The sequence below is a fragment of the Timonella sp. A28 genome, assembly GCF_051200815.1.
GTDB lineage: Bacteria > Actinomycetota > Actinomycetes > Actinomycetales > Cellulomonadaceae > Timonella.
This window is the reverse complement of record NZ_CP195159.1, coordinates 331,927-357,859: the sequence shown is the minus strand read 5'-3', so window position 1 is coordinate 357,859 and position 25,933 is coordinate 331,927. Positions and strand designations below refer to the sequence as shown.

At 52.1% G+C, this 25,933-nt stretch carries 22 protein-coding genes; 4 read left to right on the top strand and 18 right to left on the bottom strand.

Features of this window, described 5'->3' with window-relative positions; genetic code table 11:
• Positions 1-32 precede the first annotated feature (32 nt).
• From ACR9EC_RS01730 to ACR9EC_RS01645, 18 genes are all read right to left on the bottom strand, one after another.
• Complete coding sequence (locus ACR9EC_RS01730) at positions 33-278, bottom strand: RNA-binding protein (RefSeq protein WP_435299803.1); 246 nt, start codon at positions 276-278, stop codon at positions 33-35.
• A complete protein-coding gene (rpsP, locus tag ACR9EC_RS01725) occupies positions 278-697 on the bottom strand; it encodes a 30S ribosomal protein S16 (RefSeq protein ID WP_435299802.1) in 420 nt (139 codons plus the stop codon). Before rpsP ends, ACR9EC_RS01730 begins: the two co-directional genes overlap by 1 nt.
• A gap of 233 nt (positions 698-930) precedes the next feature.
• The gene (locus tag ACR9EC_RS01720; RefSeq protein ID WP_435299801.1) at positions 931-2,034 is read right to left on the bottom strand and encodes an amidohydrolase family protein; all 1,104 of its coding nucleotides are present in this window, start codon (positions 2,032-2,034) and stop codon (positions 931-933) included.
• Between the two features lie 24 nt (positions 2,035-2,058).
• Positions 2,059-3,636, bottom strand: coding sequence for a signal recognition particle protein (gene ffh, locus ACR9EC_RS01715; protein ID WP_435299800.1), 1,578 nt, complete (start codon positions 3,634-3,636; stop codon positions 2,059-2,061).
• Between the two features lie 92 nt (positions 3,637-3,728).
• A complete protein-coding gene (locus ACR9EC_RS01710) occupies positions 3,729-5,498 on the bottom strand; it encodes an HD domain-containing protein (RefSeq protein WP_435299799.1) in 1,770 nt (589 codons plus the stop codon).
• 68 nt (positions 5,499-5,566) lie between these two features.
• Positions 5,567-5,905, bottom strand: a complete 339-nt coding sequence (locus ACR9EC_RS01705) for a P-II family nitrogen regulator (protein WP_435299798.1) — start codon at positions 5,903-5,905, stop codon at positions 5,567-5,569.
• Positions 5,902-7,185 (bottom strand): ammonium transporter, encoded by a 1,284-nt coding sequence (locus ACR9EC_RS01700; protein WP_435299797.1) that lies wholly within the window; start codon positions 7,183-7,185, stop codon positions 5,902-5,904. Before ACR9EC_RS01700 ends, ACR9EC_RS01705 begins: the two co-directional genes overlap by 4 nt.
• 202 nt (positions 7,186-7,387) lie before the next feature.
• The gene (gene ftsY / locus ACR9EC_RS01695; RefSeq protein WP_435299796.1) at positions 7,388-8,557 is read right to left on the bottom strand and encodes a signal recognition particle-docking protein FtsY; all 1,170 of its coding nucleotides are present in this window, start codon (positions 8,555-8,557) and stop codon (positions 7,388-7,390) included.
• 84 nt (positions 8,558-8,641) lie between these two features.
• On the bottom strand, positions 8,642-9,100 hold the full coding sequence (locus tag ACR9EC_RS01690; protein ID WP_435299795.1) for a hypothetical protein: 459 nt from the start codon (positions 9,098-9,100) through the stop codon (positions 8,642-8,644).
• A gap of 104 nt (positions 9,101-9,204) precedes the next feature.
• Positions 9,205-12,834 (bottom strand): chromosome segregation protein SMC, encoded by a 3,630-nt coding sequence (smc, locus tag ACR9EC_RS01685; RefSeq protein ID WP_435299794.1) that lies wholly within the window; start codon positions 12,832-12,834, stop codon positions 9,205-9,207.
• 110 nt (positions 12,835-12,944) lie between these two features.
• On the bottom strand, positions 12,945-13,370 hold the full coding sequence (gene ndk, locus ACR9EC_RS01680; RefSeq protein WP_435299793.1) for a nucleoside-diphosphate kinase: 426 nt from the start codon (positions 13,368-13,370) through the stop codon (positions 12,945-12,947).
• Positions 13,371-13,403: 33 nt separating this feature from the next.
• A complete protein-coding gene (locus ACR9EC_RS01675; protein ID WP_435299792.1) occupies positions 13,404-13,835 on the bottom strand; it encodes a DUF4233 domain-containing protein in 432 nt (143 codons plus the stop codon).
• Positions 13,836-13,856: 21 nt separating this feature from the next.
• Complete coding sequence (dhaM, locus tag ACR9EC_RS01670) at positions 13,857-14,591, bottom strand: dihydroxyacetone kinase phosphoryl donor subunit DhaM (RefSeq protein WP_435299791.1); 735 nt, start codon at positions 14,589-14,591, stop codon at positions 13,857-13,859.
• Positions 14,592-14,600: 9 nt separating this feature from the next.
• Positions 14,601-15,233, bottom strand: a complete 633-nt coding sequence (dhaL, locus tag ACR9EC_RS01665; protein ID WP_435299790.1) for a dihydroxyacetone kinase subunit DhaL — start codon at positions 15,231-15,233, stop codon at positions 14,601-14,603.
• A gap of 107 nt (positions 15,234-15,340) precedes the next feature.
• Positions 15,341-16,336: a dihydroxyacetone kinase subunit DhaK gene (gene dhaK / locus ACR9EC_RS01660; RefSeq protein WP_435299789.1), complete on the bottom strand. Its 996-nt coding sequence runs from the start codon at positions 16,334-16,336 to the stop codon at positions 15,341-15,343.
• A 155-nt stretch (positions 16,337-16,491) separates the two neighbouring features.
• The gene (locus ACR9EC_RS01655) at positions 16,492-17,880 is read right to left on the bottom strand and encodes a bifunctional folylpolyglutamate synthase/dihydrofolate synthase (protein WP_435299788.1); all 1,389 of its coding nucleotides are present in this window, start codon (positions 17,878-17,880) and stop codon (positions 16,492-16,494) included.
• The gene (gene ileS, locus ACR9EC_RS01650; RefSeq protein ID WP_435299787.1) at positions 17,877-21,137 is read right to left on the bottom strand and encodes an isoleucine--tRNA ligase; all 3,261 of its coding nucleotides are present in this window, start codon (positions 21,135-21,137) and stop codon (positions 17,877-17,879) included. Before ileS ends, ACR9EC_RS01655 begins: the two co-directional genes overlap by 4 nt.
• 403 nt (positions 21,138-21,540) lie before the next feature.
• A complete protein-coding gene (locus ACR9EC_RS01645) occupies positions 21,541-21,747 on the bottom strand; it encodes a hypothetical protein (RefSeq protein ID WP_435299786.1) in 207 nt (68 codons plus the stop codon).
• A 409-nt stretch (positions 21,748-22,156) separates the two neighbouring features.
• Here ACR9EC_RS01645 and proC point away from each other — a divergent pair, with 409 nt between their 5' ends.
• Genes proC through ACR9EC_RS01625 form a run of 4 tightly spaced genes read left to right on the top strand, consistent with a single transcriptional unit; the run spans position 22,157 to position 25,933 of the window.
• A complete protein-coding gene (gene proC / locus ACR9EC_RS01640; RefSeq protein ID WP_435299785.1) occupies positions 22,157-22,963 on the top strand; it encodes a pyrroline-5-carboxylate reductase in 807 nt (268 codons plus the stop codon).
• A gap of 1 nt (position 22,964) precedes the next feature.
• Positions 22,965-23,999 (top strand): putative F420-0 ABC transporter substrate-binding protein, encoded by a 1,035-nt coding sequence (locus tag ACR9EC_RS01635; protein WP_435299784.1) that lies wholly within the window; start codon positions 22,965-22,967, stop codon positions 23,997-23,999.
• 57 nt (positions 24,000-24,056) lie between these two features.
• Positions 24,057-25,082: a putative F420-0 ABC transporter permease subunit gene (locus ACR9EC_RS01630; protein ID WP_435299783.1), complete on the top strand. Its 1,026-nt coding sequence runs from the start codon at positions 24,057-24,059 to the stop codon at positions 25,080-25,082.
• Complete coding sequence (locus ACR9EC_RS01625; protein ID WP_435299782.1) at positions 25,079-25,933, top strand: ABC transporter ATP-binding protein; 855 nt, start codon at positions 25,079-25,081, stop codon at positions 25,931-25,933. The genes ACR9EC_RS01630 and ACR9EC_RS01625 overlap by 4 nt, the downstream gene beginning before the upstream one ends.

Below are 25,933 nucleotides of genomic sequence, written 5' to 3'. Positions count from 1 at the left end.
TGACCAGACCCTTACAAAAAGTAACTCGTGTATCAGCGGCGATCGACGTCTACAACATCGACTCGAACCGCTTTATCACCAGCAAGCGCACCAACAACGGTGCGAAGCGCACGAGCAGTACGACCAGAACGTCCAATAACGCGTCCGAGGTCTTCTGGGTTCACACGAACCTCAAGAAGTTCACCATCGCCACGACGCCAGTTTTTGGTACGCACTGAAACATCGTCGGGATTGTCTACAATTCCGCGAACGAGGTGCTCGAGAGCGTCGGCAAGCATCAGGCCTCTTCCGAAGCGTCTTCTGCTGGAGCTTCAGCGTCAGCTGCTTTAGCTTCTGAAGCCTTAGCCTTAGCTTTTTCAGCGTCTAGTGCGGCTGCAGCGATTGCTTCTGCTGGGTCTGCCTTTGGTGCTTTGGTCTTCAACGTACCTTCAGCGCCTGGGAGGCCCTTGAACTTCTGCCAGTCACCAGTGATCTTGAGGAGAGCGAGAACTTGCTCAGTAGGCTGTGCGCCTACAGAGAGCCAGTACTGCGCACGCTCTGAGTCGATCTCAATGAATGAAGGCTCTTCGGTTGGGTGGTACTTACCGATTTCTTCAATCGAACGACCGTCACGCTTGGAACGTGAATCAGCAATAACGACACGGTAGTAAGGAGCGCGGATCTTACCCATACGCTTCAAACGAATTTTGGTTGCCACTTTAGTGGTATCTCCTGTGTTCTATGGAGTGGGTCAAAGCGTTCATCGGGGAAACAACGTCAACTTATCGCCTTGGACACAACTGCTTCTGGTGAGAGGGGCCATGACAGTCGAGTACAACCTAAAATTATGCCAGACAATAGCCGCACACACATAGCGTACGGCCGTCATGAGTGCGGAAACTGTCTTTGTCGTTCATCACATTCAGGTCGTCTTTTGGCGCGAAGCGCTCGTCACAGAATGCGATTTCCTTTTAAGACGATCATCTTGGGTTGCTTCAATACGGTCAGGTCATCACGTGGGTCAGTTTCGTATCCCACAATATGCGCGAGGTGCCCTTCTTGAATCCCCGGTCGATCAAAGAACTCGCGGGCTCTCCACGATGCGAAAGCGACAACATCTCGAGCTGGGATACCTGCCTGTGCAAGCAAAGCACATTCTTGGCTGATACGACCATGCGATATGGTTCCGCCTGCATCAGTGCCGACGAGGAGCTGCACTCCTGCCTCATATAAATTGGCTACGTGCTCAAACCTGCGTTTATGCATCGCACGCATACGGTGCGCATAGTGCGGAAACTTCTCCTGTGCTTGCTCAGCAAACCCGTTAAAGTTTTCTACCTGCATCAACGTTGGGGTAACTGGAATGTGTTGTTGTGCGGCACGTGAAATATGATCTGCGGTCATACCTGTTCCGTGCTCAATGCAGTCAATTCCTGCATCAAATAACGCGTCTAATGCTTCTTCACTAAATGTGTGAGCTGTTATTTTCCCGCCGAGCGCATGCACCTGCGTAAAGGCTTCAACTATGTCGTGTGGTTCCCACAATGGTGCAAGATCGCCAATACTGCGGTCGATCCAGTCTGCAACGATTTTTGTCCAGCCGTCGCTGTTCGCAACTTGCGCAGTTAAAGCAGCAGTTAAATCATGTGACTCGTCGAGTTCTCGCGCGTAGTTTCGTAAATATCTTGTAGACCGTGCGATGTGGCGACCACAGCGAATGAGTTCTGGAAGAGCTTCCTCGCTGTGCACCCATTGAGTATTCAAAGGCGATCCTGCATCACGAATAAGCAGTACACCCGAGTCACGATCCTGTAGTGCTTGTGCGACTGCTGTTTCTTTGTCTACCGCACCGTGAGCACCAAGTCCAATATGGCAGTGGACATCCACAAGACCGGGAATGAACGTCCCCGACACAGTTTCATTCACTGAAACGTGTCGGGGACGTTCACACGTTAAACGTCCGTCAAGCAGCCATGCTTCTCCGCGTTCTTCCTGATCTGAAAAGACAATACGTCCTTTCAGATGCACAGGTTCGGTACGCGAAGAACTCCTCATAACTATCGATATCGCTATCTGTGATTAACGACCAAGGAACTTATCGAATCCAGACGGAAGCTCTAATTTACTCACGTCAACGGAGTCAGAATTCTGCATACCAAAAGACGTTCCTTGCTTGCCTTCTGCTTGTTCCCGGGCTGCTTTACGGGCAGCAGCTGCACGTTGCTGCGGGGTAAGTTTCTTTTCTTTTTTCGCTTGCCGTGCGCCAGCGCGTTTACCAGCTGATGGCAGCTTGCCCATACCCGGCATTCCTGGCACACCGGCTCCCCCACCCTTTGCCATTTGACGCATCATTTTCTGAGCTGCATCAAATCGCTGCAAAAGTTGGTTAATCTCAGTAACGGTGGTGCCTGAACCCTTTGCGATACGTGAGCGACGAGAACCGTTAATGATCTTCGGGTTGTCTCGTTCAGCGGGGGTCATAGACTGAATAATTGCTTCGATGCGGTTTACTTCACGCTCATCAAAGTTGTCGAGGGCATCTTTCATTTGCCCCATGCCTGGCAGCATTCCAAGCATTTTCTTCATGGAACCCATGTTGCGCAGTTGCTGCATTTGGATTAAGAAATCAGCAAGTGTGAAGTCTTTTCCTTCCGCAACTTTTTGAGCCATCCGCTCGGCTTCTTGCGCGTCGAAGGCTTTTTCTGCTTGCTCGATAAGAGTGAGAATGTCACCCATGTCGAGGATTCGTGACGCCATACGGTCGGGGTGGAAGACTTCAAAGTCTTGAAGTTTTTCACCGGTTGATGCGAAAAGAATTGGCTTACCGGTTACGCGAGCAACAGAAAGTGCTGCACCGCCTCGTGCGTCACCGTCTAGTTTAGAAAGAACAACACCTGTGAAGTTGACGCCTTCGTCAAAAGCTTGTGCGGTTGCTACTGCGTCTTGACCGATCATCGCATCGATCACGAAAAGAATTTCGTGCGGCTCGATGGCGTCTCGGATTTCAGCGGCTTGGGTCATCAGTTCTTGGTCGACACCCAAACGTCCCGCGGTGTCAACGATGATGACTGAGTGCTGACGCACCTTTGCGGTTTCCACTCCGCCTCGCGCTACAGCAACAGGGTCTCCTGCTGATACGCCAGGCAAAGCATCTTCGCCTTGGTTACCTGGGTGCGGTGCATAAACGGGAACGCCTGCACGCTCACCGACGACTTTCAACTGGGTCACAGCGTTTGGGCGTTGCAGGTCCGCTGCAACGAGCATAGGAGTGTGTCCTTGCTCTTTGAGGTTTAACGCCAGTTTTCCAGCCAAGGTGGTTTTACCGGCACCTTGAAGACCAGCAAGCATAATGATTGTTGGACCGCTTTTTGCCATCTGTAGCGGTCTGTTTTGGCCACCAAGAATGTTAACGAGTTCCTCGTTAACGATTTTGACAACCTGCTGTGCGGGGTTGAGCGCACCGGAAACTTCCGACGACAATGCGCGTTCGCGCACGACCCCAGTAAAGTCGCGTACGACTGAAACTGCGACGTCAGCGTCTAATAGTGCACGTCGAATTTCCCTGATTGTGGCATCAATGTCTGCCTCAGATAGGCGTCCCTTGCTGCGCAGGTTTTTGAAGGTTGACGTGAGCCGATCTGACAACGTGGCAAACACTATTTATTCCCTCTACGAAAGTTCACACAGATATGGTCTAAGGGATAAGCCTACCTGCTTGCTCAACGGTCTTGGTATTAGTTCAGTCATGTTCACGTAGAACGTATCTGTGAAAGGGCTTTTCGATACAAGGTATCGACTAACCCTGCACGCCAGTTTGTCCACTGTGAGGTTGCAAGTGATGCAGCGTCCGCTTCGGTAAGTGCCCGCAACGCTGTCAGTAGGTCTGCCCTGTTATCGACGGCTGCAACTAATTTTTCTACTGTTTTTGGGTCGGCGTTGTCTTCTTGTGTCGCTAAACGGGACAGCAGCAGATGATGCCGTACAAGCAGCATCACGTCTCGGGTAACTGTCGGTGTCCAGCCCATGGGTGCTAAAACGTCAGGAATTCTCGATGCCCCGTATTCGCTATGGTCTGTTACATCTTTTTGTTTGCCGATGTCGTGAAAGAATGCGGCAAGCAGCATAATTGTAGGGTCTTGCACTTGTTTCAGCCAGGGCCGCATCCGTGAAACAACCTCTATAAGGTGTCTGTCTACAGTGTGTCTGTGGATGTGGCTTCGTTGTGGCCTGTTTCGGACCGCATGCCATTCTGGTATCCACTGGGTAATGATTTCGCCCTGATCCAACGATTCCCATACCGGAATTTGTGCCACCCCAGCACCTAAAACATGTAAAAACGCTGCACGGGCTTGCTGTGGCCATGGGTGTGCGATGCGTGGGCATGCTGCAAGTGTTGGAAGTGCTGACGGAGAAATCGGAAGGCCTGTGTGCGCTGCTGTTGCTGCCATACGGAATGGCAAGACACTGTCGTTTCGGGTACGGGTATCTGTCGTGAGCACAAGTTCCCCGTCGTGTTCCACGATTCCTTCAGCAACAGTGCGCAGTCGTGGTGCTGTTCTCCTACCCCGCACGACGAGGGTTCTCCCCTGTCCTTGTGGTTTCGCTAAAGCCGATTTTGCTCGTCGGATGGTGGTGTCTAAGGCATAGCTGATGACTCGTCCGGCTTGCGCAAGATTAGTAAGAAATTCGTCTCCGTCGTTCCATCCGCACCTGTCTGCGACCTCGTCGAGATAGGTTACTAAGAGACGATTCGTGTTTCTTCCTGCAACGCAATGTAATGCGTCGCGGGCGTTCAAAAGAGTGTCTACGGCTGTATCTACTGCGCCATGGGGCTTATCAACAATCCAGGTTGCTGCGAGCGCGTCAAGCAGTGTGGCGTCTCGTAGTCCCCCTCTGCATTCTTTGAGGTCGGGTTCGCTGTGGTATGCGAGTTCGCCGTGTTGTTGGCTGCGTTGTTGTGCTGAGTGGATGAGTTCTGGGAGGCGGCGGCGTGAGGCGGCGCGCCAGTCTGTGAGGACTCCGTGTGAGGCGGTGTATGCGAGTGCGGCGTTGCCTGCGATGGGGCGGATGCTGAGTAGGCCAACGGCTGCTGCGATGTCGTGGGTTGCTACTGTGCGGCATTGGCTGAGTGAGCGTACGGAGTGGTCGAGTTCTATTCCGGCGTCCCAGAGCGGGTACCAAAGGTTTTCTGCGAGTTGGGTTATGGCTTCTGTGGAGATGCCGTGGGTGTCGTGGATGAGGACGAGATCGATGTCGCTGTGCAGGCCCATATCTCCTCGGCCGAGGCTTCCGACTCCTGCGAGGACGATGCGGTCGTGTGCTGTGGGTGGTAGTTGTAGGCCTGTGATGGTGTTGTCCCAGAGCTGGTGTATGGCTTGGACAACGCTGGTTGTTATGGCGTTGCGGGTATCTCCTGAGGGTGTGGCAGTGCTGGTAAGGGTGTGGAGATTTTTTCGGTGTGTGGTGAGTAGTTCGATTGAGGTGTTGCGGGTGTGTGTGATGCGAGTGTTTTCGGTCATTGCAACGCCCCTTTTCACAGGTGTGGGGCGACTGTTGTGTCAGTCGCCCCACGTGTTTGTTGTCTGTTTTATAGTGCGGCTGGGCCGTGTTCACCGGTTCGGACGCGGGCTACGTCGTCGATGGGGACGGTCCATACTTTTCCGTCTCCGATTTTTCCGGTTGCTGCTGCTTTGATGATGAGGGCTGTTACGACTTCTGCGTCTGGGTCGTCGACGAGGATTTCGATGCGGATTTTGGGTACGAGGTCGATAGTGTATTCGGCTCCTCTGTACACTTCGGTGTGTCCTTTTTGGCGGCCGTATCCTGATGCTTCTGATACGGTCATGCCTCTAATCCCTGCGGTTTCGAGTGACGTTTTTACGCTTTCGAGGCGGTGGGGTTGGATGATGGCTGTTACGAGTTTCATTTTTTCTCCTCTGCAAAGACCCGTTGTGCGCCTAGGCTTTCGTAGGCGGATTCGCCATGTTCTGACAAGTCGATTCCTGCGATTTCAACTGCTTCGCTTACTCGCCAGCCGATAGTCTTTTTAATTGCGATCGCAACAATGTATGTGACTATTGCGGAGAACGCCACTGCGACGGCTGCAATGATGATTTGCACGAGTAGGAGTTTGGGGTTTGATCCGTATAGGATTCCGCCGTCGACGGCGAATAGTCCGATTGCGATTGTTCCCCAGAGGCCCGATACGAGGTGCACTCCTACGACGTCGAGGGAGTCGTCGTATCCGAATTTATATTTGAGTCCAACTGCTAGTGCGGATAGTACTCCGGCGATGAGTCCTAATGCGATTGATCCTACGGGTGTGAGGGATCCAGCTGCTGGGGTTATAGCGACGAGTCCGGCGACGATTCCTGATGCTGCTCCGAGTGAGGTGGCGTGTCCGTCTCGGATTTTTTCGGTGATGAGCCAGCCTCCGATTGCGGCTGCGGCGGCTGTTGTGGTGTTTACCCAGGCGAGTCCAGCCATGCCGTCTGCTGCGTAGGCTGATCCCGCGTTGAAGCCGAACCATCCGAACCAGAGTAGTCCTGCGCCGAGCATAACGAAGGGTAGGTTGTGTGGACGCATGGGTTCTTTGCCGAATCCTCGTCGTTTTCCGATTACGAGTGCGAGGATGAGGGCTGCTACACCGGCGTTGATGTGGACGACTGTGCCTCCGGCGAAGTCGACTGGTTCAGCGATGGATGCGAATGGGCCGTCGCCGGATAGGAGTCCGCCTCCCCAGACCATGTGTGCTAGTGGGAAGTATGCGAGTGTCACCCATACCCCGGCGAAGATCAACCAGGCTCCGAATTTTACGCGGTCTGCTAGTGCCCCTGTGATGAGGGCTACGGTGATCATGGCGAAGGTTACTTGGAATCCGACGTCGACGATGGTTGGTAGTCCGTCTGAGACTGCGAATTCGAATCCTGTTTCTGTGCTGGTGAATACTCCTGATAGGCCCCATTGTTCAAATGGGTTACCGAAGATTCCACCTATGGATTCTGTGGAGTATGACATTGACCAGCCATATAGGACGTACAGAAGTCCGATCACAGCCATTGCCCCGAATGACATCATGAGCATGTTGAGTACGCTCTTGCCGCGGACCATTCCTCCGTAAAAGAATGCGAGTCCTGGGGTCATAAGTAATACAAGGGATGCTGATATGAGCATCCACGCGGTAAGTCCCGAGTCTATTGCGGTCATAGTGTTGTGCCTCCCGTTGACAGCCATTCGGCTGGTTCATTTCCTACTTTCTGTTACGCAGATTACGTTCAACGGTGTTTTAGGTTTCGATACGGTGACAGGTTTCGCGTGTGTGTAACTTTCGTGTTTCCGCAGTTCAAAGTGGTACGGGCGTACAAAAAGGGCTGGACGCGTGATATGCGCCCAGCCCTTTGTGGGTGTTTTATTCGCCGAGTATGCCGTCTACGAATTGGTGTGGGTCGAATGGTGCGAGGTCATCTGGGCCTTCGCCTAACCCAACGAGTTTCACGGGAACGCCAAGTTCGCGCTGCACGGCGACGACGATACCGCCCTTAGCTGTTCCATCAAGTTTGGTGAGGACGATTCCTGTTACGCCGGCCACTTGCGCGAACACTCGCGCTTGGTTTAACCCGTTTTGGCCGGTTGTTGCGTCGAGGACGAGGAGGACTTCTGTGATGGGTGCTTCTTTTTCAATGACACGAGCAATTTTGCCTAGTTCGTCCATCAGTCCTGCTTTGTTTTGCAGTCGTCCGGCGGTATCGACGAGTAGCACATCAACGTTGCGTTGTTTGGCTTGTTTTGCCGCGTCAAAGGCGACGGATGCGGGGTCAGCGCCGTCACGATCGGAGCGTACGGTTTCCACGCCAACTCGTGCGCCCCAGGTTTGTAGTTGGTCGGCGGCAGCGGCGCGGAATGTGTCTGCTGCACCGAGCAGCACGGTTTTGTTATCGGCGACGAGCACTCGGGTGAGTTTTCCGAGTGTGGTTGTTTTTCCTGTTCCGTTCACGCCTACGACGAGAACGACGGCCGGCACCGTTTCACCGGTTTCGGTGTGGCTGGATGCCGTGTGTAGGGAACGGTCGAGGGTTGGATCAATGATCTTGACGAGCTCTTCGCGTAAAGCGTCTTTTACTTCTTGGGGGTTTTTGAGTGAATGAACACGCACGTGGGTTTTTAAGGACTCAATGAGTTCTTGGCTTGGCCCTGCCCCTAGGTCGGCGAGGAGGAGGGTCTCTTCGAGTTCGTCCCAGTCGTTGTCGGTGAGGTGGTCTTTGGACAGTACCGCGAGCAGTTTCGTTCCCAAGGGCGACCCTGATGCGGCAAGACGAGAGCGCAACCGTGCGAATCGTCCAGTGAGCGATTCTGGTGTGTCTAAGGTTGGGCGTGCGGGTGTGTCAGTTGACTGTGCTTCCTCAACATCTGAAGGTTCTTCAGTGTCTGTTGTGGGTTTGAGGTCGGTTTCTTCTCTGTCTGGACGAGTCGCGTCGGTGCGGGCTCGTTTCTTTTTGACAGCGACTGTTGCATAGCTTGCGCCACCAAGGACTACAAGCGCTGGGACAAGGTAGAGAAGAATATCTGTCAGTTCGTTCACTGTCTTAGTCTCTCAAGTGATCCGCTAATAAAGAAACGCCTGCACATGTGCAGGCGTTTCCACTATAAGTGAGCGTGACTTTTATTATTTACCAGCGACTCGATGCGATCGTCGCTCTTGGACGGTCTCATACAGGCTTTCAAGTGTGTCTGATATTGGGTCTGCACCCACATAAGCAGGTTCGTTTGTTTGTGTGGCGTTGAAAAACTCATCCAGTGTTGAATTTGATTCGTCTACTGCGTCGAGGGAAGACATTTTTGCGATGTCGCGTTCGCGGCGTCGTTCAATACGAACTTTTTCGTAGCGTTCTTTTAGTTCCACGGCTTTTACACTTGTGCGGCCGTTAATTTTTGCCCACAGGTGTAGTGCAAGAATGGAAATTCGTAGACGAACAGGTTCTAAAGCGTAAATGAGGTCACGCCACCATGAGACCCATATAGAGCCTTCGCGGGTTGCTGGGTCTCGTGTAAGGGCTCCAGCCCACACTAAAACGGCTAGTGCACACGCTAGTGCAAGTACAATCCAAATCGACCCAAATCCCATAGTTTGTTTCTAGCACAATCGCTTAAAGCAAAGATAGAAAACAAGGGATGAATTGTGTGAAGGAACCGTTGCGAGGACGAAAAGGACCTCGTGAAACCGCTAGATTATGCGGATGAATCTACGTGCATGCGTTGGCTCATGACTGAACTCACACCGTTACCTTGCATGGTTACCCCATACAACGCATCAGCGATTTCCATGGTGCGTTTCTGGTGTGTAATCACGATCAGTTGAGAATCATCTTGTAGTTCTTTAAACACCTCCAGCAGACGCCCAAGGTTCGTGTCATCAAGAGCTGCTTCTACCTCATCCATGACGTAAAACGGGCTTGGACGAGCCTTAAAAATCGATACCAGCATTGCCACGGCAGTTAACGAACGTTCACCGCCAGAAAGCAGCGACAATCGTTTCACTTTCTTCCCGGCAGGCCGCGCCTCAATTTCTATGCCCGTGAGCAGTAAGTCGTCCGGGTCTGTGAGGAACATTCGACCTTCTCCCCCAGGGAAAAGCCGCGGGAACACCTCAGCAAATTGCTGTGCGGTATCTTCAAAAGCCGAAGCAAAGGCTTCTTGCACTCGCCGCTCAATATCGTTGATCAACCCCAATAAATCACTCCTCGACTTTTTCAAGTCTGCGAGTTGATCTGTTAAGAACTTATGCCGTTCTTCAAGCGCAGTGTATTCCTCAAGTGCAAGCGGGTTGACTCGACCTAACCCTGCCAACGCTTTTTGCGCTTTCTCATGCGCTTTTTCAACAACTTCCCGCACAAAAGGCGTTTCACCAGTAAGACCGCTTCCCTGTTCTACTTCTTCTGGAGCGTCTTTACCAAGAGAACGCCCCCTCGGAAAGGTGTACACGGGCACCATCATGTGTGGGCCAAACTGTTCAATAAGTTCTTTGCTGGAAAGACCGTATTCATCAACAGCACGGCGTTCTAATTGTTCAGTGCTCGTCGTCAATGTCGAATACTGCAGGTCTTGACGATGCAGGTGCTCTAACTTTTGCCGTAAAACGCTGTCGTGTTGAGTAACGTCGGCACGTAAGGACGCAAGTTCGTTCTCGTACGTGTCGCGTTGTGTTTCTTTGATGCTTTTGTGTTCGCTGGCCTCTTCAACAGACCGTTCAATAAGTTGCAATGCATGACGGGCTTTCACGCATACGCGCTGTGCATGTTGTGCTTGTGCTCGTCTTTTCTCTGCAGCCAGCACCGCAGCTTGGTGTGCGTCTTCTTCTGTTTTTAATGCGCGCTGCAAACCATGTTTACGGTTTTCTAGGGCCTTTACCCGCTCTTGCAGGGAGCGTACATCCAACCGGCTGAGAGTTTCTGCTTCCCGTGCGCGTTCTACTTCCTGTGTACAACGCATAATTTCTTCTGCTGAGGGAACCTCGTCCGTTGTCGTTTCTTGGGTGTTAATAAGGTCGAGGCGCTGTGCGTTGAGTTGATCATGTTTGTCTTGCACAGCTGCACGTTGGCGCACCGTGTCAGCGAGTCGTTTTTCTGCTCGTTCAATTTCGTCGCTGTACGCTGCAATACGGGCATGGGTGTGTGCGGTTTGAGCAAGATTTTCTTTTTCTTGTTCTTGCGTGCGACGCAATTCTGATCGTTTATTTTTTATTCTGTGGTTCAGGTTTTCTACAGCTGTACGTGCACGAGTTATACGTTCGTGCACTTCATGCGTGCGTTCGTGTAAAGCATCGAGTCGTTCGTGTTCTTCGTGGAGTACGTGCACTTGCTCTAACGGTGAGGTTCGCTCCTCATACGTATGCACGGACTCTCGGGTTATCAGCGTTCCGGTAGGGGTAACGACAGTGATGTCATCGTGTTGTTCAACGAGAGTGAATCCTGTGTCTTCTGCGCACACCACAACGCGGGAAAGCAATTGTTGTAGAGCAGTGTTGGACGTTGTGAAACGAACGACGTCGCAGGCAAGCACACATTTGTGTGGCAAGGAATCACGGAGGAGTTCAGTGCGCTCGGCATGTGTTGCTGTGGAGCGGGCCGGATATGCAAGAACAAAATTTGTGTGCTCGTGGTTGCGAGCCCAATCCAACGATTGTTGTCCTACTGTGTGGTTTGGTGCAATAACGCAGTGATCATATTGTGCGAGCAGAGCTGCTATTGCAGGTGCATAGCGCTGCTCGACTTCAATGTGTTCTGCAAAATAAGTGAGTCGCTCATCGTGCTCCACTAACTTTGCGGCTGTGCCTCGTTGTCGTTCTTGTTCAACAAGGAGGTGCTCCACTCGCGCCTGTACCGATACTCGCTGCTTTTCTACTTCTAAGTGTTCTGCAGTTAAAGCTTCTAGTTCTGCCGTAAAACTATCGAGTTCGTGTTGTAGCGAAACAATATGTTGTTCAATATCGTGAGCTGATTGTGCAGGAGGATCAGCATCATCCGTAGACGATTGTGCGGAGGATAGCTGACGTGTTGACTCCGCTTCGGCAAGGCGAATGTGTTCGTCTCGTTTACGTATACTTGCTTGAATTTCGCCGGTCACATGTGCGTGAGCGTTATCCAATGCTTCTATACGTGACGACTCCCGAGCAATAGCTGTATCAAGTTCACTAAGCCGTGCACGATACTGGGCTGCTTTTTGTTCGGCTCGATCGCGTCGGTTCGTTACCAGTGCAGCTTGTTGTGCTGCTTGACTTCGGATCTCTTCTTTACGCGTGAGGTTGTTCTGGGCCGCAGCCAGTTCGTGTTGCGCTTCGAGATGCTGCTGCTGTGTGCGTTCTATTTGGCGAGGCAAGTCGCTAGCCAGCTGGGCTGTATCTGGCGTTGCATCTACGCCCAGATTTCGACTGCGTTCTTCTGCAACTGATGCGATTGACCGCAGTTGTTCGCGTTGCGCAATCAACGTATTGACGAGTTCTTGTGCGCTGCGCAGCTGTGGTGAAAGTTCGTGTGTTGTGTTTTCTAAAATAGTTAACTGTTGACGTGCTGCGTGCAGATTTTCATCTAGCTGCGCGCATTCATGGCGTAATTGAGCAACTTTTTGTGCATTTTCGTCGCGTGACAGTACAGATAAGTTCAGTTCGTCTGCAAGTAAGCGAGCCCCCGAGTCACGCACTATCGCGGCAATGACTGATGCTTTTCGTGCGGCTTGTGCTTGCCTACCTAAAGGGCCTAACTGTCGGTGAAGTTCTGCGATGAGGTCGGTGAGCCGCAACAGGTTACCTTGCATGGAGTCTAGTTTTCGCAAGGCTTTTTCTTTGCGTTTGCGGTGTTTTAGTACTCCAGCGGCTTCTTCAATGAAACCTCGACGTTCTGTTGGCGTTGCCCGCAATACTGCATCGAGTTGCCCTTGACCGACGATGACGTGCATTTCTCGGCCTAAGCCTGAGTCTGACAGCAGATCTTGGATATCCAGTAGACGGCATGCGGCACCATTTATCGCGTATTCGGAGCCGCCATTGCGAAACAGGGTGCGAGTGATGGTCACTTCTTGATAGTCGATAGGTAACGCCCCATCGCTGTTATCGATCGTCAATGAAACTTCGGCTCGACCTAGTGGTGCGCGTCCTAAAGTACCGGCAAAAATGACATCTTCCATTTTTCCGCCACGTAAGGTTTTAGCGCCTTGTTCTCCCATCACCCATGACAGTGCGTCCACGACGTTGGATTTTCCTGAACCGTTAGGGCCAACAACACATGTAATCCCTGGTTCAAATTCGAATCGGGTTGCAGAAGCAAAGGATTTGAACCCGCGCAATGTCAGGGTTTTGAGATACACGTTTGCAGCCTATCGTCTCTTGTGACGTCGTGTTCGTTATCGTCACATAATAAGGCAGGCTACCTTCCTGTAGCCCGCCTTATTATGCGTGTTTTTGAGGTGTGATGTAGTTACAGTTGAGGGAACCACAACGCGATTTCACGTTCTGCTGACTGTGGTGAGTCAGAGCCGTGAACAATGTTTTGGATAACTTTCGCGCCCCAGTCGCGGCCAAAGTCTCCACGGATAGTTCCTGGTGCGGCGGTTGTTGGGTCGGTTTCTCCAGCTAATACGCGGAAGCCTTCGATGACGCGTTCGCCTTGGGCCACTATTGCTAAGACTGGCCCGGACGACATGAATTCAACAAGTGGCGCATAAAAAGGTTTGCCGACGTGTTCTGCATAATGCTGCGCAAGTAATTCTTCGCTCGGGACGAGTAATTCCGCCCCCGCGAGTGTGTAGCCTTTTGCTTCAACACGACGTAGTACCTCTCCAGCGAGTCCGCGGGCGACACCATCTGGTTTGACGAGAATTAAGGTACGTTCAATGTGTGACATGACGGACACTTTACCGTGTTCTTGCTGACGACATTACATATTAGGTGCTTCATCTGGATGTAGACGATCATATTCGGCACGTTCTGTGTCGATTTTTCGGCCTAGCCACCACGAAGCGATCCACAGGGCTACAAAAACCGCTGCAACAAAGAACATCATGTCAACGAAGAAACCTAATGCGGCGAAAGGAACCTGTAACACGGCACCAAAATAAATACCGTACGGATTCTTTTGCATTCGTGATGCGACCAGCAAGAATAAAGCTAGCACTCCACCAATAATCCATACGGTGGTGATACTGACGTCGGTTCGAATGTATTCGATTTGCACGAACTTCACTGCTACAACCGTCGCAAATAACACTACGAATGCTTCAAGTACGAGCGTTGTGCTCAAGAATTGCATTCGGGCGCTCTTTTTAGCGACGATGCGACGTGGTTCTGGTTCAGTGGATGGTGCGTTCACTGAACCAGAATACCCGCCTTCTTACAGCTCGCCGAATCCTTCTTCGACAGCTGCGATAACAGCTTCTAATGCCTGAGCTGCTTGATTTCCGGTGGCTTTTACTACGAGTTCTTGCCCACCTGTTATACCCAGCTTCATGATTTCAATAACTGAATCACCTTGAGCATCATTCAATGTAACAACAGCGTCAAAATCAGCAATTAAACGTGCCAGCACCGCTGCTGGACGCGCATGTAAACCTAACTGATTACGAATGACGACAGTCTTCTCGAGCGCGTCCGAATCAGAAGCTACTACATCAACTTCTGCTGACGAAGTCCCCTGTTCAGCAACTGCAGCGAAACTTAACGCTGAGTTATTTGCTACACGCAACACTGCTTGTGCGGAAGCCCCTGATGAGGCTTCAACCGCGGCAGCAATTGATCCTTCAACGAACGGGGCATCGGCCATAGTCACATGGCCGACGAGTTCCTCTGGCAGGAACTCCAACACACTTTCCGTACTCAAGATCGCTGAACCAAGATCACAAATGACAACGACGTCATGTAAATCTTGTTCAGAATCAGATTCAGAAAACCCTGCAGCTTCTTCAATTGCTGCACTGATTCGGTCGAAGGACGTACCAATCGAGCCGTCTTCCAACCCACCAGCTATCTCAATGGTTACTTCTGGCGCCATCTGTGAGGCCAGTTCCTTTGCGCCCTCAGCTAACGACTGTGAGTGCGAAACCAAAACGAGGGAAACTAACGATCCCATGTATGCCTCCTATGCGAGTTTTCGTGCTGCACTTTCAAGAATAAGTGCAGTAGATGTTGCTCCTGGGTCCTTATGTCCTATCGACCGATCGCCAAGATAACTTGCCCGACCTTTTGTTGCTTTCAACGGGGTCGTCTGTTCAGCGCCTTGTACGGCTGCTTGTCCTGCCGCACGCACAATCGCGTCAACGCTGCCACCTTCACTGTGGCTTTGTTGGGCTGCTTGCACTGCCGCAAACCATGCGTCAACCATCGTCTTTTCGCCGGGTTGTGCCTTACCGCGCGCCTGAACGCCTTCTAACGCTGCTTCAAGCATTCCAACTGCGGCAGCTTCCGTCAGCACAGGCGCATCAGCAACTTTTGAGGCACGAAGAAAAGCCGTCCCGTATAAAGGACCTGAAGCGCCACCAACCGTGGACATAAGTGTCGTAGCCACAACTTTTAACACATCACCGATAACGTTCGGTGCGAAAGCAGGGTCATCTAGTTTCGTCACGACGGCTTCAAAACCACGGTTCATGTTCTCGCCATGATCGCCATCGCCGATGACACGATCTAACGTGGTTAATTCATTTTTTCGTTCAGATACTTGTGCCGCCACGTCTTTCATCCACGCGATTGCCCATTGAATATCTGCAGTCATAGGTGTCTCCTCACCGTTGGAAAGACAAAACTCACGAAACCCACCAATGGCCATAGGCGCCAAGGTCTATGGCCATTGGACTTGCTATTTTATGCCTGTCGCCTGCACTACCAGCGCAAGGCTGCTGTGTGGACTGGGGCATCCCACAATTCGACAAGTTCCTCGTCGAGCCGCAGAACAGTAACTGATGCACCCTGCATTTCAAGAGATGTGACATAGTTACCCACAAGCGAACGTTGTACGCTCACGCCACGGCCTTCTAGTAAGGCCCGAGCCTGACGATACACAATGTACAACTCTGAAGCTGGTGTGCCGCCCATGCCATTAACAAAAAGCAGCACTTTTTCGCCCTCAGCAACATGCATGTCGTCAAGAACAGCCGTCAACAGCAGACTTGTAATGGTGTCAGCATCCGTGTGCTTGACACGTTCACGACCAGGCTCACCGTGAATACCGATTCCGATCTCGATTTCGTCGTCGGCTAGGTCAAAGCTGGGCTCCCCCGCATGAGGCACTGTGCATGCACTCAACGCGACACCCATGGAACGAACGTTATCGTTCACTTTTTGCGCAATACGTGTTACTTCGCTCAGGTTGTCGCCTCGTTGCGCAGCAGCACCTGCGATTTTCTCTACCAGTACAGTTCCTGCAACGCCTCTGCGTCCGGCAGTCCACGTAGAGTCTTCAACGGCGACGTCGTCATTAACAACAACCGACGTGACCTCGATACCGTCAACCTCTGCGAGTTCAACAGCCATCTCAAAGTTCATGACATCGCCCGTATAATTCTTGACGATGTTCAACACACCAGCACCCGCATCAGCATGCTTAATTGCAGCCTCAATTTGATCTGGAGTAGGAGAGGTAAACATCGCTCCCGGTACGGCCGCATCAAGCATGCCGTCTCCAACAAAACCGCCATGCAATGGCTCGTGGCCGGAACCTCCACCTGAAACTAAAGCAACTTTTCCAGCAGGTGTGGGGGTTGAACGTGAAATAAACACCGGATCATAGTGCGCTTGCACAATGTCCTCGTGTGCCAAAGTGAAACCCTGAACGGTTTGCAACAACACGTCGTCCGGGGAGTTAATCAACTTCTTCATAGCGTGCCTTTCTTATACGCCGACCTCGTCGTCGGCGGCGAAGGGGAACCTGCGGTTAAACCGTACTTACATTCAAACACTTTGTTTTAAAAAAAGCCCATAGTTGCGTGCAAACTGAGAAAAGTTGCACGCAGCTATGGGCTACACCAGTTTTTCTACGATTTACCCAACAAAATACGGGCTTCGGCTGCAAGAATGACAGAACCAGTAATCAACACACCAGTGCCTGTTCCGACACCAATCGTGTCAAAGTACTCGGCACGTCCGCCAGCAATATCGATCGCTTCATCTAACCGCTCAGCGACATGAACGCGATCTTCACCAAAGATTTCACGGGCAAGTTCCGCTAAATCTTCAGGGTCCTGCGAGCGCACAGATGTTGACTGTGTAATAACGACTTCGGCTAGGACAGGTTCAAGTATTGCTAAGAGCGATTCGGCATCTTTATCACCCAAAACGCCGATCACACCGATGAGGCGTTCAAAGTTGAACGACTCTTCTAAAGCGTCCACTAAAGCTTGTGCGCCGGCCGGGTTGTGTGCGGCGTCAACGACAACGGTCGGGCTGGATCGAACAAGTTCGAGTCGTCCTGGAGAAGTGGTTTTACCGAAACCTGCTTCGACAATGTTTCCTTCAAGTACTCCACCGCCAGCAATCAACGCTTCGACTGCGTTTAACGCCAGCAAAGCGTTGTGTGCTTGGTGCTCACCAAACAACGGCAGGTAGATGTCTTGGTATGTTCCACCGACCGTTGAAATGGTGAGGAGCTGGCCGCCGACCGCTACGGTGCGTGCCACAACGTTGGAGTCGTCGCCTTCTTTGATGAGGTGTGCGCCATGTTGTGCAACCGCATCGTGGATTGGTTCAAGAGCGGAATCTTCTTGCTGCGCAACTATAACGGTTGCGCCTTCTTTGATGATCCCTGACTTCTCTATCGCAATATCGCGGAGTGTGTCGCCTAACCATTGTTGGTGGTCTAACGAGATTGGGGCGATAACCGCAACATCACCGTTCACAACGTTGGTGGAATCCCATGTTCCGCCCATACCGACTTCAATGATTGCAACGTCGACGGGTGCGTCTGCGAAAGCAGCGAACGCCATGACTGTGAGCACTTCAAAGAAACTCAGTCGTGGCCCACCGGCAGCAACGGACTTGTCGTCAACCATAAGGATGTATGGCAGCACGTCGTCGTATGTTGCGATGAAATCGTCAACAGAGATTGGTTCGCCATCTATTGCGATACGTTCGGTCACTGAGGTCAAGTGCGGGCTGGTGAACCTACCGGTACGCAACCCGTATTCCATAACCAGAGACTCGATCATACGAGCGGTTGACGTTTTGCCGTTCGTGCCGGTGATGTGCACTGACTTGTATGCGTTTTGTGGGTTCCCCAGCAGGTCGCACACGTCGCGCACACGATCAAGTGACGGATCAAAATCGTGCTCAGGGTTACGCGCCATGATGGCACCGTAGATCTCCCGCAGCCGAGCCACAGATTCTGGGCTCGGCTGCGAGGACTGCGGTGTTTTCCGCGCGCTCACGCGGACGCCTTTACTACGGTAATGTCGCGTTCGCTGTGCGCATTGATTGTCAACGACACCGCAAGTGTTTCCCCAGCGATAAGGTCGCGGTTCGCTTCAACTGCGGCAACATGTTCTTCTGGAATACCAACCGTCAAAACAATACGGTCTGCGACATTCAGCCCTTCAGCTTTTCGTGCTTCTTGGATGTCACGGATAAGGTCGCGCGCATATCCTTCTGCGAGGAGTTGCGGTGTCAGCTCAAGGCTCAGCACCACAAAACCGCCATCAGGAAGAACAGCAGCAGCACGCGAAGATTCTTGATCTCCGGCGACCACTGTCGTCAACTCGTATTCACCCTCAACAAGATCAACATCGCCCTCTTGAGTGTGCACAACAACCACACCATCAGTGAGCGTCCACTGCCCTGCCTTAACCGCTTTAATGACATGCTGCACGCCACGTCCAAGACGCGGACCTGCCGCACGCGCATTCACAGACAAGCTTTGGCTAATACCGTACTGTTCCGTTGCTTCTGGGGTAAGAGGCTGCAACTCAATGTCTTTCACATTGAGTTCGCTCTTCAAAATGTCAACGTATGGCGCCAATAATTCTTGATCTGGAACCACAACAGACAACGACGCTAGTGGCTGACGCACACGCTGCTTGTGCGCTTTACGCAAGGACAAGCCCAACGACACTGCTTGACGAACTTGCTCCATCGTCGCGACAAGTGCATCGTTTTCCACAAGAATCTGACCGTATTCGCCATCAAGAGTTGGCCAATCAGTCAAATGCACGGAACGCCCACCAGTCAAACCACGCCACACCTCTTCAGTCAGGAGCGGTGCAAGCGGCGCCATCACACGCGTGAGGGTCTCCAACGCCGTATACAACGTGTTAAACGCATTGTGGTCTTCTTCCCAGAAACGATCCCGTTGCGTACGCACATACCAGTTCGTTAACGCGTCAAGATATTCACGAACAGACTCACACGCCGTCGCAATGTCATACGCGTCAAGGTGCGCAGTCAAGTCAGCAACCAACGTACGGGTACGCGCCAGAAGATACTGATCCAAGTCCGGCAGCGAAGCAACCTCATGCGGCTCAACAAGACGAGCAACATACCCATCGCCCTCATTAGCGGCTCCCGCATACAACGTAAAGAAGTAATAGGTTGACCACACTGGAAGCAGAACCTGACGTACCGCATCACGAATACCGTCTTCCGTGACGATCAAGTTACCGCCACGCAAAATTGGGCTCGCCATCAAGAACCAACGCATCGCATCCGAACCATCACGATGCAACACCTCAGTCACATCAGGGTAGTTCCGCAACGACTTCGACATCTTCCGGCCGTCAGAACCTAAAACAATTCCATGCGAAACCGCAGTACGGAACGCCGGACGATCAAACAAAGCAGTCGCCAACACGTGCAACAGGTAGAACCAGCCACGCGTTTGACCAATGTACTCGACAATGAAATCGCCTGGGTAATGGTTTTCAAACCAGTCCGCGTTCTCGAATGGATAGTGCACTTGAGCGAACGGCATAGACCCAGAATCAAACCACACGTCAAGCACATCTGGGATACGACGCATCATCGACGCGCCAGTAGGGTCGTCTGGGTTTGGTCGCACAAGGTCATCAATGTATGGCCGGTGCAAATCTGGTTCGCCCTTATCGTTCACTGGAAGACGACCAAAGTCGGCTTCCAATTCAGCCAACGAACCATACACGTCCATGCGTGGATAGTCAGGGTTATCTGACACCCACACCGGAATCGGTGTACCAAAGTAGCGGTTACGCGAGATTGACCAGTCACGCGCACCAGACAACCATTTACCAAACTGTCCGTGCTTAATGTGCTCTGGCACCCACGTGATGTCTTCGTTGAGTTCTACCATGCGCTCGCGGAAGTCTGTAACGCGTACAAACCATGAGGAGACTGCCTTGTAGATCAACGGTTGGCGGCAACGCCAGCAGTGTGGGTATGAGTGCTGGTAGGTTTCGTGTCGGAGTACCTTGGCGCGTTGCGTTTCGGTTACGCGCGCTAGTGGTCCGGTGCCGTCTTTGAGGTCGCGGATGACGTTCGGGTTTGCGTCGAAAACTTGCTGACCGTGATAGTCAGGAACCAGAGAGTTGAACTCTCCCTTGTCGTCTACTGGTACGACTGGCTTTATTCCGACTTCTTCGCAGGCGATCATGTCGTCTTCACCGAAGGCTGGGGCCATGTGAACGAGCCCAGTACCGTCTTCGGTGGTCACAAAATCAGCGGTGATGATTTGGTGGGCGGCAGAGTTTTCTGGGTCGTTTGCGAAATAGTCGAAGGCTGGAGTGTATCGACGTCCCGCAAGTTCGCTGCCTTTAAGTGTGGCAACAACGAGTGGGTTTTCACCAAGCTCTTTCGCGTATGCGCCTACGCGTGTTGCGCCGAGCAACACTTTTTCTCCAGCAAATACGGAGTCGCTGCTTGGTTCCACGACGACGTACTCAACGTCTGGCCCTACTGCGATTGCAAGGTTTGACGGCAGCGTCCATGGGGTGGTGGTCCAGATGAGTGCGAGTTCACCGGTTTCCAGTCTGAGTCCGACAGTTAATGCCGGGTCTTGACGTGACTGGTACACCTCGTCGTCCATACGAAGTTCGTGGTTTGACAGCGGGGTTTCGTCGTTCCAGCAGTATGGAAGTACGCGGTGCCCTTCGTACGCTAGCCCTTTGTCGTAGAGGCGTTTGAACGCCCAGATCACCGACTCCATGTAGGTGACATCGAGTGTTTTGTAGTCGTTGTCGAAGTCCACCCAGCGTGCTTGGCGGGTGACATATGTTTCCCACTCTTTGGTGTATTTCAGCACGGAGGTGCGGCACGCTTCGTTAAAGACACCGATGCCCATTTCTTCGATTTGGGATTTGTCGGTGATGTTCAGGACGCGTTCTGCTTCTAGTTCTGCGGGCAGACCGTGCGTGTCCCAACCGAATCGTCGCTCGACTCGTCGGCCACGCATTGTTTCGAAGCGTGGCACAACGTCTTTCGCGTACCCGGTGAGGAGGTGTCCATAGTGTGGCAGTCCATTTGCGAATGGAGGGCCATCATAAAAAACGAATTCGTTTGAGCCTTTTTCTCCAGCTTCACGCTGGTCAATGGAGGCTTGGAAGGTGTCATCTTCCTTCCAATACGCGAGGACTTCTTCCTCAAGCGATGGAAGGTGTGGAGATGCCTGCACGCCACGGGTAGCGCGGTGCAGAGGGTACGAGTTCTGTGGGTCGAGACTCATCTCGCTAAGCTCCTGGGTGGACCAACGGTTCGGCTGCGCAGGGACGAACACCAGACGCATGTGCGTTGGGCCGCGGTACCACCCCGCTTGTTGTTGGAAGTGGACTATCCCCGTTGACCGGGGATTGCCGCTCGTCTTCCTTCAACCTCTTCTTAACGGCTATGACGGGCCTACCCGTTCGGTTCTACTGGGGCTGTGCTTCGCGTGCGTCACGTACCTATGTGCGATACGCACACGGACCTTACGGTTACCGTGCCGCGTGACGTAGCCTGTTCTTCCGAAGGCTCGCCGGTGATTGCCGGGTCAACACCAAAATCTGTTCCATCTTAGTGTGCGTTTGAGGCGGTGTCACATCCGTGCGGCTTTGCATATGACGGAAAGTTGTGAACTGGTTCTTTAATTTTTATTGTTGCCGCACATTTGGGTGCGTTTTGTCACGGCTGTAGCGCTCAATGCTGTACGCAACAAAATATTCGAGGGTTTGTGGGCCTGCCGTAAGTTGTTGGGCAATGGCGTGAAATTCTGTGCTGGGTTGCGGGGAAAAGCGAACATCCGCAGTGTTGTTCAACGGGCGTGTGGGGGCAAGCTGTGCGGTAGCAATCGTGGACATGTTTAAACTCTCAAGTGTTGTTGGGGTAACCACGAAAACCCACAACACGTATGCGCAGTGAACGTTAAGGCATATATGAATGCCGATGTTCTGTTGAAGAGAACGCTGGTGTTGATGTGTTACGCGGTTGGGTCAGTGAACCGGTACGGATCAACAGCAACAACATGATGAGTTGTGCAGCACAGTGATCAGGCGAAGAGCGAAAAGCTCGATTCCCTGTGTTCACGTCGGTGAGGTGCTGGCACGTCATACACACATTATGCCGGTTTTTACGACAGGTGTGGATGTGAGCGTCCGAGATGTGAGTCACTGTTACGTCGTGTGCCTTTCAACCTCATGTATCTGCACTAACGACGGTAATGTTGAAGTGAATGTCCACGTCTTTAGCCCTCAAGCAAGGAGTAGAACAATGGCCACAGTAGGTTTCATTGGTATCGGCAATATGGCTAGTGCGATTATCGCTGGACTCATTGATGGTGGGCTGGTTGCTCCTCATGACATTGTGGTGTCGTCTGCAACAGCAACACGACGTGAGGCGTTTGCGGCACGCACCGGGGTGCGTGCTCTTGATTCGAATGCGCAGGTTGCGGCAGAGTCTGATCTGCTCATACTCGCAGTGAAGCCGCAAAAATTTGCAGAAGTTTCCGCTGAAATTTACGACGATATCGCAGCAAATGAACCTTTGGTTGTGTCTATTGCTGCCGGACTATCGCTTGCTGACCTTGCTGAGTTACTCGGCGCGCATACTCGTATTGCACGTGTCATGCCGAACGTTAACTCGCGGATCGGGCAGGGCATGAGTGCCGTCTGCGCGAACGAACATGCCACAAAAACTGATGTCGCATCTGTTGTTACTGCGTTCGAATCTATTGGCGAGGTTGTGACTATCCCCGAGTCACAGTTTTCTGCTTTTACTGCCATTGCGGGCAGTTCCCCTGCCTTTGCGTTTCTTTTCATTGATGCTCTTGCCCGCGGGGCCGTGGCTGCCGGTATGCCTAAACCAGAAGCTACCCGTATTGCAGCGCAGGCAGTGCTTGGTAGTGCTGCACTAGTGAAGTCGTCTGAGTCGTCTCCGTGGGATCTTATCGATCAGGTTTGTTCCCCTGGTGGAACCACTGTTGCGGGGCTTCTTTCACTGGAAAGCAACGCGTTTTTAGCGACTGTTGCAGAGGCAGTAGCTGCTACGGTTGCACGAGACCAAGAACTGCGCGGTTAAGGTGAAGCGTGTTACACGTATGCGTGCAGGCGCGCTCAGTGTCGTGTTCCTTGCGACGATAAGTGGATGTGCTTCATCTACAGATGATTCTTCGGCCGATACTCCGCCGGCAACGGCTGGAGCAACTAGCGAGGTAACAGCCTACCCGTTGACGATACATACGTGCGGTGTAGAAACAACGTTTGCTGCCGCGCCGAAGCGTGTTGTTACTGCAAAATCATCGACGACTGAGATGATGCTGGCTCTTGGTGTAGGTGACACCATTGTTGGAACGTCATATCAAGATGGGCCTTTACCGTCGTGGCTATCCGCTATGCCGGGCGCGACGAGTACTGCCGTCACCCAGCCATTGTCGGAAAAGCTTGCAGGAAGCGAAGCAGTACTACAGCGCGAACCTGATCTTGTGTATGCCGGTTGGGAATCAAACTTTTCTGTTGAAGGCATGGGTGAGCGTTCTTTATTGGAGAGCCTCGGCGTGCACACGGTAGTTTCCCCTAGCGCGTGTAAAGATGACGAGTATCAGCCAGATCCCCTAACTTTTGCTGATGTTTTTGCTGAAATCGAGTTAGTGGGGCGCATCTTCAATGTGCACGATCAGGCTGAACAACTCGTCGACAAGCAAAAACAGCAGTTAGAGTCCGTGCGATCTGATGATCGTGGGCTTTCTGCGTTGTGGTATTCCTCAGGTTCTGACACACCTTTTGTTGGGGGTTCGAAAGGCTCAGCCCAACTCATTATGGACACTATTGGGGTCACAAATATTGCTAGTGGCATCGACGACACGTGGGGTCCATTCTCGTGGGAGAAGGTTGTTGAGGCTGACCCTGACGTCATCATTTTGGTGGATTCTGCGTGGGGTAATACGGATAAGAAAATTGGTGTGCTTGAAAGTAACCCGGCCACAGCGCAACTAACTGCCGTTAAGCAGGGAAACTACATTGTTGTGCCGTTCGCTGCCACTGAAGCTGGAGTGCGAACGGTGTCCGCTGCAACCGATCTATCTGAACAACTTGCACAGTTACGTGTTGATCAGTGAGTTGTTGTGTCGGCTAACATTTCTTTCGCCCCTGATACAACCGCCCATGTGCCGCGTGTGAGGAAACTGAGCCGTTTTGCAGTGTTGCTGCTGCTTGGGTTATGCCTGATCGGGTCAGTTGCTGTTGCTGTCACATTTGGTCCTGCCCATATTTCCCCTTATCAGGTGTGGGTTTCTTTTGCACAGCATGTAGGTGTTGCTTCGCTTTTTGATATGGATCCGCTGCCGCCTTTACGTGATGCTGTCGTATGGCAGTTGCGGTTCCCTCGTGTGCTTGTTGCTGCTTGTGTTGGTGCTGGCTTAGCCGTGTGTGGTGTCGTCATGCAAACGCTTACCCGCAATCCGCTGGCTGACCCGTACGTGTTGGGCCTGTCGTCGGGAGCTTCGCTGGGTGCTGTCTCTGTGATTGTGTTGAACGTAAGCGTATTTTTGCCGTTTGCAGCTTTTTTTGGCGCGGTTGCAGCGTTGGTTGGAGTTTTATTTTTAGCAGGATTGCTTGGGCAGCTCACACCTACACGCATGGTTTTAGCGGGGTTGGCGGTAAGTCAATTAGCGGCTGCTGCTACGTCGTTCATCATTTTTTGGTCAGCTGACGGCGATTCGTATCGTGAAGTGTTGTCGTGGCTCATGGGGTCTTTAGGCTCCACAACGTGGCATAACGTTCTCATTGCCGGGATTGCGGTCATACTTTTTGGTGTTCCTTTATGCTTCACCGGAAACGTCCTTGATGCTTTTACTTTTGGCGACGATTCAGCCCACGCATTAGGTGTGCATCCTGTACGGTGGCGGTGGCTTCTACTCATTGCTGTTGCTCTACTCACTGGCGCTCTGGTGTCGGTTTCTGGTGCTATCGGTTTCGTTGGATTGATCATCCCTCATGTGGTGCGCATGGTTACCGGAACAAGCCACAGATTTTTGCTTCCGGTTTCAGCATGTGTGGGCGCCATATTTTTAATATGGGCTGATGTTTTAGCCCGCACTATTTTCGAACCGCGGGAAATCCCGGTAGGTATTGTTACTGCACTTATTGGTGCTCCTCTTTTCGGTGTGATTTTGTGGAAAACCAGAGGAGCACATTCATGACGAGCACCCCACCCACACGAGAACACGATAAGAACAACGCAGAGACCGCTTTATCACAGGATTCGTCTGGAACCACTGCTGGCGAAAGCGTTATAGATTTTCGCGACATTACATGGAACGTAAACGCCGCAACTATCCTTGCAAGCGTTACAGGTCAGGTTCAAGACGGTCAGATCGTTGCTTTACTTGGCCCAAATGGTTCAGGCAAGTCGTCGCTCTTACGAATTGTTGCCGGGGTACGCGCACCAACTAGCGGTTTTCTGGACGTAGCAGACAAGGATTGGTTGGCTGCATCGTCACGAAGTAAAGCGCGCACACTAGCCTACGTAGAACAGTCAGCTACTGCCGACAGGTCATTAACCGTATTAGACGTAGTGCTGTTAGGTAGGCTCCCTCACCGATCGCTTTTCTCTGGGCAACACGACGACGATGCACACATCGCATACGAATGTTTACAACGAGTCGGTATGCACAGTGTTGCGCAACGAGAGTTTGGAACACTCTCTGGTGGAGAACAGCAGCGTGTACTTATCGCAAAGGCGCTCGCACAGCACACTGACATTCTTGTTGTTGATGAGCCGACCAATCATTTAGACATTGCTGCACAACTATCAATTTTGGGGCTCTTGCGGGAACTCACACACAAGGGAACCACCATACTTACAGCGCTGCACGACCTTAACTTAGCGGCTTCTTTTTGCGATAGCGTCATAGTCATGAGCACCGGCCGCATTGTTGCATGCGGCCCCCCGAACACGGTGCTCACGGAAGAACTTATTCGTACGGTTTATGGTGTGGATTCAACTATTATTTCTCATCCACGCACGGGTAAACCCCTCATTATTTTTTAG

What these genes read in the sequence shown, in the direction of transcription:
- ACR9EC_RS01730 (WP_435299803.1), bottom strand. Translation starts at nt 278, where the DNA reads ATGCTTGCCGACGCTCTCGAGCACCTCGTTCGCGGAATTGTAGACAAT.
- ACR9EC_RS01720 (WP_435299801.1), bottom strand. Translation starts at nt 2,034, where the DNA reads ATGAGGAGTTCTTCGCGTACCGAACCTGTGCATCTGAAAGGACGTATT.
- ACR9EC_RS01710 (WP_435299799.1), bottom strand. Translation starts at nt 5,498, where the DNA reads ATGACCGAAAACACTCGCATCACACACACCCGCAACACCTCAATCGAA.
- ACR9EC_RS01705 (WP_435299798.1), bottom strand. Translation starts at nt 5,905, where the DNA reads ATGAAACTCGTAACAGCCATCATCCAACCCCACCGCCTCGAAAGCGTA.
- ACR9EC_RS01700 (WP_435299797.1), bottom strand. Translation starts at nt 7,185, where the DNA reads ATGACCGCAATAGACTCGGGACTTACCGCGTGGATGCTCATATCAGCA.
- ACR9EC_RS01690 (WP_435299795.1), bottom strand. Translation starts at nt 9,100, where the DNA reads ATGGGATTTGGGTCGATTTGGATTGTACTTGCACTAGCGTGTGCACTA.
- ndk (WP_435299793.1), bottom strand. Translation starts at nt 13,370, where the DNA reads ATGTCACACATTGAACGTACCTTAATTCTCGTCAAACCAGATGGTGTC.
- dhaM (WP_435299791.1), bottom strand. Translation starts at nt 14,591, where the DNA reads ATGGGATCGTTAGTTTCCCTCGTTTTGGTTTCGCACTCACAGTCGTTA.
- dhaL (WP_435299790.1), bottom strand. Translation starts at nt 15,233, where the DNA reads ATGACTGCAGATATTCAATGGGCAATCGCGTGGATGAAAGACGTGGCG.
- dhaK (WP_435299789.1), bottom strand. Translation starts at nt 16,336, where the DNA reads ATGAAGAAGTTGATTAACTCCCCGGACGACGTGTTGTTGCAAACCGTT.
- ileS (WP_435299787.1), bottom strand. Translation starts at nt 21,137, where the DNA reads ATGAGTCTCGACCCACAGAACTCGTACCCTCTGCACCGCGCTACCCGT.
- ACR9EC_RS01645 (WP_435299786.1), bottom strand. Translation starts at nt 21,747, where the DNA reads ATGTCCACGATTGCTACCGCACAGCTTGCCCCCACACGCCCGTTGAAC.
- proC (WP_435299785.1), top strand. Translation starts at nt 22,157, where the DNA reads ATGGCCACAGTAGGTTTCATTGGTATCGGCAATATGGCTAGTGCGATT.
- ACR9EC_RS01625 (WP_435299782.1), top strand. Translation starts at nt 25,079, where the DNA reads ATGACGAGCACCCCACCCACACGAGAACACGATAAGAACAACGCAGAG.